The organism is Acinetobacter sp. UBA2063, from assembly GCF_002333245.1.
GTDB lineage: Bacteria > Pseudomonadota > Gammaproteobacteria > Pseudomonadales > Moraxellaceae > Acinetobacter > Acinetobacter parvus.
This window is the reverse complement of sequence record NZ_DDAH01000179.1, coordinates 2,679-12,854: the sequence shown is the minus strand read 5'-3', so window position 1 is coordinate 12,854 and position 10,176 is coordinate 2,679. Positions and strand designations below refer to the sequence as shown.

General features: G+C 43.6%; 10 protein-coding genes and 1 pseudogene. 7 read left to right on the top strand and 4 right to left on the bottom strand.

Translation table 11 applies throughout. The features are described from left to right. A partial coding sequence (locus B4H32_RS08700; protein WP_286802102.1) for a disulfide bond formation protein B occupies positions 1 to 221 on the bottom strand: 221 nt, incomplete at its 3' end. 18 nt (positions 222 to 239) lie between these two features. Next, positions 240 to 1,817, bottom strand: a complete 1,578-nt coding sequence (gshA, locus tag B4H32_RS08695; protein WP_286802098.1) for a glutamate--cysteine ligase — start codon at positions 1,815 to 1,817, stop codon at positions 240 to 242. Between the two features lie 234 nt (positions 1,818 to 2,051). On the opposite strand from gshA, the gene B4H32_RS08690 reads away from it, so the two are divergent. Genes B4H32_RS08690 through B4H32_RS08680 form a run of 3 tightly spaced genes read left to right on the top strand, consistent with a single transcriptional unit; the run spans position 2,052 to position 4,512 of the window. After that, the gene (locus B4H32_RS08690) at positions 2,052 to 2,591 is read left to right on the top strand and encodes a DUF924 family protein (protein ID WP_004683589.1); all 540 of its coding nucleotides are present in this window, start codon (positions 2,052 to 2,054) and stop codon (positions 2,589 to 2,591) included. Positions 2,592 to 2,628: 37 nt separating this feature from the next. After that, entirely contained in the window at positions 2,629 to 3,186 is a 558-nt protein-coding gene (locus B4H32_RS08685) for a CC0125/CC1285 family lipoprotein (RefSeq protein WP_004683590.1), read from the top strand. Positions 3,187 to 3,204: 18 nt separating this feature from the next. Then, positions 3,205 to 4,512 carry a DUF445 domain-containing protein gene (locus B4H32_RS08680; protein ID WP_004683592.1) on the top strand — a complete coding sequence of 436 codons (1,308 nt, stop codon included), beginning with the start codon at positions 3,205 to 3,207 and terminating at the stop codon, positions 4,510 to 4,512. Positions 4,513 to 4,548: 36 nt separating this feature from the next. Here the strand turns inward: B4H32_RS08680 and B4H32_RS08675 are convergent, their stop codons facing one another. Further along, positions 4,549 to 4,998 carry a hypothetical protein gene (locus tag B4H32_RS08675; RefSeq protein ID WP_004683594.1) on the bottom strand — a complete coding sequence of 150 codons (450 nt, stop codon included), beginning with the start codon at positions 4,996 to 4,998 and terminating at the stop codon, positions 4,549 to 4,551. A 283-nt stretch (positions 4,999 to 5,281) separates the two neighbouring features. Between B4H32_RS08675 and B4H32_RS08670 the strand changes: the two genes are divergently transcribed. Together B4H32_RS08670 and B4H32_RS08665 are read left to right on the top strand one after the other, a co-directional pair. Next, on the top strand, positions 5,282 to 6,436 hold the full coding sequence (locus B4H32_RS08670) for a pyridoxal phosphate-dependent aminotransferase (protein WP_004683595.1): 1,155 nt from the start codon (positions 5,282 to 5,284) through the stop codon (positions 6,434 to 6,436). 91 nt (positions 6,437 to 6,527) lie between these two features. Further along, the gene (locus tag B4H32_RS08665; RefSeq protein ID WP_004683597.1) at positions 6,528 to 7,895 is read left to right on the top strand and encodes an MATE family efflux transporter; all 1,368 of its coding nucleotides are present in this window, start codon (positions 6,528 to 6,530) and stop codon (positions 7,893 to 7,895) included. 63 nt (positions 7,896 to 7,958) lie between these two features. On the opposite strand, the gene B4H32_RS08660 is transcribed toward B4H32_RS08665, so the two are convergent. Further along, entirely contained in the window at positions 7,959 to 8,786 is an 828-nt protein-coding gene (locus tag B4H32_RS08660) for an SDR family NAD(P)-dependent oxidoreductase (protein WP_004683598.1), read from the bottom strand. A 346-nt stretch (positions 8,787 to 9,132) separates the two neighbouring features. Here B4H32_RS08660 and B4H32_RS08655 point away from each other — a divergent pair, with 346 nt between their 5' ends. Both B4H32_RS08655 and B4H32_RS08650 read left to right on the top strand, forming a co-directional pair. Beyond that, entirely contained in the window at positions 9,133 to 9,810 is a 678-nt protein-coding gene (locus B4H32_RS08655) for a TetR/AcrR family transcriptional regulator (protein WP_004683600.1), read from the top strand. 237 nt (positions 9,811 to 10,047) lie between these two features. Next, positions 10,048 to 10,176: pseudogene (locus B4H32_RS08650) on the top strand (DNA-binding response regulator); the annotation flags it as partial.

Here is a 10,176-nt window from a genome sequence, read left to right as displayed (position 1 = left end):
GTTGCTAATAGTGCATAAAAACGTTTAAAACCATTTGAAATCGGATTATGAATAAATGCGACTAACGCAATCAATCCCATTCCAATTAAGCCAATACGTTGGAAAATACACAGTGGGCAAGGCTCTAAACCTTGCACATGTTCTAAATACAACGCAAACGAGATACCAATAATACTCGTTAGTACCAATAATGCACTAACTAAGCGGTAAGTCCATCGCATAGGAAGTCCTCTAAAATTTTAACGGTATTGTGCAAGATATTGTTCAAAGCTGATGTCATTATCTTGTTCAAGTTGCGCCTGTTTTTGCAACGATGTTTGCGCTAATTCTGCAAAATATTGTTCTCTTTCTGCACTCAATTGATGTTGTTCATAACGATTGACATGTTGTTGAGCCATGACACTCCCAAAGCTCCATGTCCCACCATGATCCAAAGTATCTTTAATCACATGCGCGGAAAGCGTATTGTCAACATGATCTAAACGCTGCTGCATCACTTGGATTGCCTCAGAATATAACTGTGAACCATCCATTTGATCTAACAAAATAGCGCAGTCTTGAATCGCATTTAAATGACGCTGAGCCCAATCATGAAGTGAAACTATTGTTTCACCTTCTATAATTTTAGCATCTACTGCACGTCCACGATTAACCACTTCAGTTTGATTATGATCAATTTGCTCTTGCTCTTCTGCAAACAAATCAGGACTGTCATTTAATAAACAATACAATGCTAAACTTTCAAGAAAACCCGCTGAAATTTCATCAATTCCAATCGCACTATAAGGGTTCACATCTACAGCACGTAATTCTACATATCCAACACCACGATTCTTCAATGCTTGTGATGGAGTTTCACCCGCTTGTGGTACTTGCTTTGGGCGAACTAGACTGTAGTATTCATTTTCAATTTGCAGCACATGGTCATTGATCTGAATCGGTTCACCATTCTCATCATCCAGACCTAAATTGGTAAATTCAGGATAAGGGGTATGCACCGCTTTTTGTAATCCCTCAAGATAATCGTGTAGATCGTTGTAATGAATACCTAATTCTTTTTGCGCTGAATTCTGGTATCCCAAGCGCCCCATGCGTAATGCAGTGGCTTCTGGTAAATATAATGTTCCTTTAACCAAAGGCTGCAAGTGATGCTCACGCCCTGTTAAAAAGCAACGACAAACCGATGGGCTTGCCCCTAAAAGATACATAACCAATGGGGTAAGTCGGATAAAGTTCCGAATCAGGCCAAAATAGCGGTGACTACGGTAATCTTGCGGACTGAGCTGCTTTAATTCTGGATTGCTTTCATGTTGCTGCAATACTACAAATAATTGATCAGGAAAAGATAAATTGTAGTGCACCCCTGAAATGGTCTGCATACGGCGACCATAGCGCACACCCAAACCACGGCGGTATAAGGTTTTAAAGCGGCCAATATTAGAAGTGCCGTACTGTGCTAATCGGATATTTTCTTCATTATCATCCAACATACACGGCATGGACAGTGGCCATAGACGCTCACCATCTTCTAGCTGCTGATGTACCACGCTATGAATATCCCTGAGTTCATTTAACGCGGCGGCAATGCTAGTTTGTGGGTTGGTGATAAACTCCATCAACGCTTCGGAATAATCTGTGGTGATATGTGGATGGGTCAGTGCCGAGCCTAAAGCTTTTGGATGATTTTTTTGTGATAAAAATCCATTGCTTTGCATACGCAGACTTTCACGCTCTATACCACGCAGCATCCCCTTGAATAGCGAGGCATCTACCCACGTTGGTATCACAGAGGCGGAAAGTGTGCTGGGTTGATTCATATTATATGCTCGCTTGTTCAAGATCAGCCGACCAACGAAATGGCAACGACTTTGTCGAGTAGATTGGATTTGAATAATAGCAATCCTTTCGACTCAGCCAATTATAACGACAATTATGGCCTAGTCACCTGATTGTATTGGTTTAGCTTGGCAATTTTTAACACAATCCGATTATATAAAACACGCTGAAATTGTGATTTTATTAAAAATAAATCTTCCGATGGATATCCACCCATGCAAGCCCAAGACATTCTTGATTTCTGGTTTGATCCTGACCACCGTTCACTCTGGTTCGCCAAAAGTGATGAATTTGATGCAAAAATTCGTGAGCGTTTTCAAGCAATTCATCATCAGGCTATACAGGCTGAACTGTGGTCATGGCGCAAGACCGCCGAGGGACGCTTGGCAGAAATCATTGTGCTGGATCAATTCTCCCGAAACCTGTATCGCGACCAGCCACAGGCTTTTGCCCATGACAGCATGGCACTGATGCTGGCGCAGGAGGCGATTAGCCTGCAACTGGATGCCCAGCTCAGCCCTGATCATCGCTCATTTTTATATATGCCATTTATGCATAGTGAATCTAAATTAATGCATGAGTTTGCTTTAAAACTGTTCCAACGTTTAGGGAACGAAATTAATTTGAGCTTTGAAAAAAAGCATAAAGTGATTATTGACCGTTTTGGGCGCTATCCACATCGCAATGCGATTTTAGGGCGAAGCTCAAGCGCAGAGGAACTTGAATTTTTAACCCAACCGAACAGTAGCTTTTAGGACCATCTTCCCAGACGCTGAAAAACAGGAATTGCCTATGAAAACCTTATTGATGTGCACACCGCTCCTTGTCGCACTGACATTTACAGGCTGTGCCAGTGTCCCATCACAACCCAGAACATTCGACCAACTTGGACAGTTCACCGCTTATCCATTAAATAACAAAACTTACCGTGTGGGTTTTCAGGCTGATCGTAATTTGAGTTATGGTACAGCCGAGGAGATAACGTTGTTAAAGGCGGCACAAACCACTGTCAAAAACGGTTTCCGTTATTTTACCGTTGTTGATGATCCAAGTAATGCACGTCACAAGACACAACGCCAAGCTGTGATTTATCCGACACCCTCTTATTACCCATATGGTTATTATCGCCGACATCCTGCCTTTTGGCCTGATCCATTCTATGATATGCCTCAAGTGGTCAATCTTGATCCAATCCAAGTGTCGTATACTATTGAGTGTTTTCAGACTCAGCAGCAATCGCCTGACGCATTTGATGCGCACCTCATTTTGCAATCATTAGGGCAAAAATACGGATTGAGTCCAACAGGAGACGTGTTGCAGCCCCCTGCGCCATCTCAAAGCAAAAAGTAAATTGATAAGGATGACTCAATGAATTCAGTCGAAGAAATTCACGTACCGAGCCTGCAAAAAAGTAAGTACTTCGCCACTATGGCATTGATCATTGCGGTTATAGCATGGATTGGCTTAATGGTCGCGGCGCATTTTTTACCTGAATATAAATGGGTCATTCATATTTTTATGTTAGGTGCGGAAGCAGGTGTAGTTGGTGGGCTAGCTGATTGGTACGCTGTCACTGTGCTTTTCCGTAATCCTTTTGGAAAAATGCCTTTACCCAAACTATTGCGTGACCATACCGAAATCATTCCACGGAATAAGGCTCGAATTGCAGAATCAATGGGTCGTTTTGTACAAGAAAACTTTTTATCTCCTCAAATTGTTGAACGCAGTTTAAAAAATGCCGACCTCAGTTTGGCCGTCGGTCAATGGCTAGCTACCCCTCAAAATAACCAGCAAGTCGTACAGATGATTCAACATACTGTACCGAAAATTTTTGAATTTGTGAGCCAAGATCAAATTGCCCACTTTGTGCAAAACAATAGTGTGCAATGGGTACGCAGTACCAAAATCAATAAATTAGCCAGCGAAATGTTACGTGCCGTTCTGGAAAATGACTTCCATCAGGATGTGCTACAGCGTGGCCTTGATCTGGCCCATCAATGGATTGTGTCGCATCCTGAACAGGCACGCAACCTGTCACGCAAACTGTTTCAGGAACTCGGTGTCTGGAAACTTGCCAAAGGCGCAAGCTGGATTGGCATTGATGTGCAGCAGCGCACCATTGACTCACTGATTGAAAAGGTTGAGTCCATGCTGGCTAATCCTGAACATCCGTGGCGGCAGGACATTGAAACCACCACGCATAATCTGATGTTGCAGCTTGCGGACAGCAACAGTGAAGCCAGCAAGCGCTTAAATCAGAGCAAGGATGATGTGCTGGACAGTCCACAGGTGCTGAACTTTATCAGTGGTGCAATTGCCATTCTCTGTGATGCGGTCAAAACCGACTTGATGCAGGCAGATTCAGGTATTGCCAGCAATTTACAGGCGGCATTACAACAATTGGGCGAAAGCCTGGTTCAGAATGAAAAAGTGCGTCAGGTTCTGAATGAGAAAATGGTCGGTTTGGCAACCAACTTTAGCGAACAATATAGCGACAAGATCATCCGTTATATCAGCGAACGTATCCACGAGTGGGATTCACGGGAAATGATTGCCAAAATCGAAAGTGAGGTCGGTGGTGACTTACACATGATTCGCGTCAATGGCGTGATTGTCGGGGCATTTATTGGCTTGGCACTGGGTGTGATTCGTGCCATTGTTGAAAATGTTTTATAAATAGCAATATAACGATAGGGGATTTACTCCTCATCGTTATGCAGATTGCGCCAGTTGTTGCTTGCTTTGCTGGTAATATCGAACCAGTGCATCGGTGTCCTGCTTTAGGAACGCAGTGAGGTAGGTTTTGACCTGTACCAGAGAAAGCTGCTTAAACTGAACCGTCTCTTTCGCCTGAAGCGTAATCAACCCAAATATTTGTTTTTTAGCAACAACTACAGGAATGTCTGTCTTGATGATAAAGTTAAGTTCCTGAGATGATCCGTAGGTATTCAATACAATTTCTATGGTCCGTTGGGTCTTCTCATCTGTGATGGTAAAGGTCGGACTGGCACCATCCAGTTGCAACCAGCAGCTTAACTGCTGTTTCCAGCCCATTCGGTCAAATCTGGTCAATATCCCAATGGTATTCAAAGTCCCAAACTGCTCCACATCATTGAGATCAATATGATGCGGATAGCGTATTTTTAAATCGAAACTGTCCATTGCCTGATGTCCCATTTCACTATAATTGGTATTTAATTGAACCGCTCGATAGAAATTATAGCGCTTTACAGCAGCAACTAAAATAGCGTATCATCATGAAAAACAACAAATTTTTTAGACAATTTTCAATAAAAAATGACCAATTCCGTCACTATTGTTTTTTTTTCAGACACAATTACCTGTTTTTACTGACCTAAGCCACATTTTTCAGTCAATTAACGGCAAACCTCAACATTTACTATACAATCACTGCAAAACAAAACGTCAATCAGGTTAAAAAACAATGTTGCAGCTTCAGTCAAAACTCCCAAGCCAAGGCGTGACCATTTTTAGCGTGATGACTGAACTTGCACAACGGCTCAATGCCCTAAACCTGTCACAGGGCTTTCCCGATTTCCCAGCACCGCCTGCCCTGATTGAAGCCCTCTGTCAGGCCACCCAGTCAGGATACAATCAATACTCTGCGGGTGATGGTCTACTGGCATTACGTGAGCAACTGGCGCAGCAATTTCTACAGCGTGACCAGCTACAGCTTGATCCCATCACTGAGATCACCATTACCCCAGGCGCAACCATCGCAATTTTCTGTGCTATTCAGGCCTGTATTCATGCAGGTGATGAAGTGATTATTTTTGACCCGAGCTATGACAGCTATGCCCCTGCAGTACAACTGGCAGGGGGGAAATCCGTTCATATTCATTTAGAAGCACCAACATTTCAGGTGAATTGGCAAAAAGTTAAAGATTGTATCAATGCAAAAACCCGCATGATCATTGTCAATACGCCGCATAACCCAACGGGTGCCATCTGGTCGGAACAGGACTGGCGGCAGTTGATTGAACTCATTCAAGATAAAAATATTGTGGTGCTGTCTGATGAGGTGTATGAACATCTGGTGTTTGATGGGCGGAAACACTACAGCGCGCTACAGTTTCCAGAACTGCGTGAGCGTAGTTATGTAATTGGCTCTTTTGGCAAAAGTTATCATGTGACGGGCTGGAAAACGGGCTATTGCGTTGCCTCAGCCAACCTGATGCGCCTGTTTCGCCAGATTTACCAGTTTGCCAACTTCTGCGGCACCACACCTTGCCAGATTGCGCTCGCTGATTATATGCAACAGCATCCTGAGCATATTCAGGAGCTTCCCGACTTTTATCAGGCGAAACGCGACCTGTTTAATGCCCAGATTGAAAACTCACGTTTTAAATTGATTCCATCGCAAGGTACTTATTTCCAAAGTCTGGACTACAGTGCAATCCGTCCTGACCTGAATGACATTGAAATGTGCCAGTTTTTAGCGGAACAGCATAAAATCGTCGCGATTCCTATTTCCGTTTTTTATCAACAAGCGCCCGAATCACTACGCCTGATTCGTTTCTGCTTTGCCAAAACCGACCAAACGCTGCAACATGCAGGTGAAATTCTGGTGCGTTGCTGATCAACAAAAAAATAAACCGAACAATCATGACTTCCACCTGACTGATGATGGTATGGTGAAAAAATAGATGTTTCAGGATGAAGCAAACTGAATGACACCACACCAACCTCTGGTGATGCAGCCAAACCTCTGGAAAACCTTTTTTGTCTTTCTGGTTCCCTTGATTGCTACCAATATTTTGCAGAACCTGTCGGGAACGATTAATACCATCTTTGTTGGGCAAATGATGGGCGTGGATGCCATTGCCGCAGTTTCAGTGTTCTTTCCAATCCTGTTCTTTCTGCTTGCCTTTGTGATTGGGATCTCGGCGGGAACAACCGTGTTGGTGGGACAGGCCTGGGGTGCACAGAATCTTGAGAAAGTGCGCTGTGTGATTGGTTCAACCCTGTTCATGACCCTGATTGGCGGGAGTGTGATTGCGGTTTTAGGCGTGATGATGGCTGAGCCCATGTTGAAATTGCTGGGTACAGATGCCAAGGTCATGCACCTGTCGCTACCCTATGTGCAATGGATGCTGGCAGGTAGCCCACTGTTATTTGTCTATATTATCTACACCTCAATTCTTCGCGGTGTCGGCGACAGTGTGACACCGCTGATCGCATTGAGCCTAACCAGCCTGATTGGTCTGGCGGTTACGCCTGTGTTGCTAAAAGGCTATTTTGGCTTTCCCGCCCTCGGGATTGTTGCACCAGCCATCGCAACCATTCTGGGTTATGCAGCCGTATTGATTTTTCTAGGGTTTTATCTCAATTATAAAAACCATCCACTGAAAATAGATGCGCGACTTTTGCAAAGCATTCGCCATGATGCAACATTAAGTAAACTAATCCTAAAGCTTGGTATCCCAACAGGCATCCAAATGGTGACAACTTCATTGGCAGGCTTAGTCATTATTGGTTTGGTTAATCATTATGGTGCACATGCCACTGCGGCTTATGGAGCAGTCAATCAGGTGCTGAACTATATCCAGTTTCCAGCGCTATCCATTTCAATTGCGGCTTCTATTTTTGCCGCACAGGCGATTGGTGCTGGCAAGCCCGATTTACTGGCCAAAGTCACCCGAACGGCTTTAGGAATGAATGTCATATTTACTGGCAGTTTGATCACTTTGGCTTACTTATTTTCCAAATATTTAATGGCGCTGTTTATTACCGATCACAGCGTGATTGAGCTTGGGCAGCAACTGTTGTTTATTGTACTGTGGGCTGTTTTATTCTTTGGGGCTAGCGCGATTTTTGCATCAATCATGCGGGCTAGTGGTACAGTGAATGTCCCAATGATGATCAATATTCTGACCATTATTTTAATTGAAGTTCCTTGTGCCTATTGGTTTAGTTCGTTATGGGGCTTAACGGGCATTTGGACGGCTTACGCACTTTCTTTTGTCTGCTTATGTGTATTACAAGCCTCTTATTATCAGTTCGTTTGGAAGAAAACCAAGATCAAAGTCCTTATTTAAAAATTTCTTTGATCCTCAAATAAAAAAGCCATTCTTTAAGAATGGCTTTTTTATGCTTGAAACTTACATCATTTTCGTTGCAATCGCTGCAAGACGTTGATAACCCGTTGGGAATAAACGCTGGAATGTATCCACAACGCGCGCATCTGTACCAATCAGCAGACGGCGTTTGTCTTTCAATACCGCATTAAGAATTTGACGTGCCGCCTCTTCTGGTGGAGTACGCAGGAACTTGTCAAACTGCTTGATGGACTTGTTCGGGTCCATGCCCAGACTCTTCAGGCTGTCATTCATCTTCGCTGCTTTTGCGATATTGGTGCGTATACCACCTGGGTGTACACAAAGAGAACTTACGCCACTCTTTTCAATATCAAGCTCCTGACGCAATGATTCAGTAAAACCACGTACCGCGAACTTGGTTGCGTTATAGGCAGACTGTGTTGGCTGCGAGGTTAGACCAAAAATACTGGAGATATTGATGATATGACCATCTTTGGTTTGCTTAATGAATGGCAAGAATTCCTTGGTGCCGTAAACCACGCCCCAGAAGTTGATACCTACGATCCATTCCAGATCTTCATAGCTTGCACCTTCCACAGTTGAGCCCAAAGCCACACCCGCGTTGTTGAAGATCATATTTACTGCACCATGATCATGTACCGTTTCCTGCGCCCACTGTTTCACCGCATCACGGTTTGAAACATCAAGCACCTTGGTGGTTACAGTCACTGGATATTGTTTTACCAGCTCAACAGTTTGCGCCAGTCCCTTTTCATTGATGTCACTCAATGACAAATGGCAGCCCTGTTTAGCCAATAAAACTGCGAGTTGCTGCCCAATCCCAGAACCTGCACCTGTGATCGCCGCGACTTTATTTTTAAAGTTTTTCATTGCCTATCCTTTGTATAAGGGTCTGTGAAATGCCAACAGACCCTATGAATGAGATGCACATAGTTCGCCCCAATCATGCGTTATCATGTGCAGTTTAAGCTGTAACCAATATAATTTTGACAATACATGTTGTCAATATAGTACAATGGACCTTTAAGACAAATGGCAATAACCAACACCTTACATGTCATAATAGGCCTATTTACATTTTATGGCCGAACATGGTTAAAAGAGACAAGATGGATTTTCAAAATTTGGTTATGCCAGGTCAGCACAACATTGTTGAAATACAGATAACCATGATCTACATGATTTAAAGACTTTTTATTAAGGAACGGTTTTCTCAATGGCAACTCAAGATCGATCGATACGCAAGAAAAATACGACTGATAGTAAAGAACGTCAGTTCAAGGGTCTCTCCTTGACTGAGCGCAAGCAAGCACGCCGTGAAAAACTAATTGAGGCAGGCATTGCCACGTATGGCACACAGGGATTCTTCTCCGTGACGGTTAAGGATGTCTGTAATGAAGCCAAGCTGACTGAACGCTATTTCTATGAATCATTTAAGAAAAGTGAGGAACTATTTCAGACGGTTTTCCTGAAAATGATTGAGAAAATGCAGACCTGCCTGACCCAGGCGGTACTCATGGCTGCGCCTGAACCGAACAACATGGTCACGGCGGGATTGTCCGCCTTACTCAGTACCATTAAGGATGATCCACGCATGGCACGGATCATTTATATTGATGCCATGCTGGTGCAGGATTTACATAACCAGGCCACCATTCAGGAAACCCTGACCCAGTTTGACCGTATTATTCAGGGCTTCGTGATGATCACCATGCCCAATGCCCCACAGAGTGCTGAAGGAGTGTCTTTAATGGCAACAGGGCTGAATGGCTATGTCACGCATATCATTATCCGTTGGGTTTCCGAGGGCTTTAAGCAGCCACTGGAGGATGTTTTGGCGGCCTGCTGTGCAGTGTTCCAGTCCTTTATCGAGACCACAGCCAAAAAAAATTAAAGTCGTTTTACAGTTTTATGACAGATACAGCCCTAAAACCGAGGTAGAGTTAAGCAAATGAATTGCATGGCTTTATTGATCGTTTAACTGTCATCATTTGGTCACTGCTCTGCCCCAAAACTGTCACAATTTATTGCTAAATTCGACTTTATCAGCTCTTTTGCAATGATATTGTCATAATTAATCTTTGTAATAAGCCTGTCATAACTAAAAAACCATATTTAAGGGTATTGCGCTGTGAAAGATGACTATATTTTAATTGTCGATGATGAGCTACCAATCCGCGAAATGATCCATACCTCTCTGGATATGGCGGGCTTCCAGTGTCTACAGGCGGAAGATGCCAAACAGGCGCACCAGATCATC

Bases quoted from the DNA above. Each gene is read 5' to 3' on its own strand.
- B4H32_RS08665 (WP_004683597.1), top strand. From the start codon at position 6,528: ATGACACCACACCAACCTCTGGTGATGCAGCCAAACCTCTGGAAAACC.
- gshA (WP_286802098.1), bottom strand. From the start codon at position 1,817: ATGAATCAACCCAGCACACTTTCCGCCTCTGTGATACCAACGTGGGTA.
- B4H32_RS08660 (WP_004683598.1), bottom strand. From the start codon at position 8,786: ATGAAAAACTTTAAAAATAAAGTCGCGGCGATCACAGGTGCAGGTTCT.
- B4H32_RS08680 (WP_004683592.1), top strand. From the start codon at position 3,205: ATGAATTCAGTCGAAGAAATTCACGTACCGAGCCTGCAAAAAAGTAAG.
- B4H32_RS08655 (WP_004683600.1), top strand. From the start codon at position 9,133: ATGGCAACTCAAGATCGATCGATACGCAAGAAAAATACGACTGATAGT.
- B4H32_RS08675 (WP_004683594.1), bottom strand. From the start codon at position 4,998: ATGGACAGTTTCGATTTAAAAATACGCTATCCGCATCATATTGATCTC.
- B4H32_RS08685 (WP_004683590.1), top strand. From the start codon at position 2,629: ATGAAAACCTTATTGATGTGCACACCGCTCCTTGTCGCACTGACATTT.
- B4H32_RS08670 (WP_004683595.1), top strand. From the start codon at position 5,282: ATGTTGCAGCTTCAGTCAAAACTCCCAAGCCAAGGCGTGACCATTTTT.
- B4H32_RS08690 (WP_004683589.1), top strand. From the start codon at position 2,052: ATGCAAGCCCAAGACATTCTTGATTTCTGGTTTGATCCTGACCACCGT.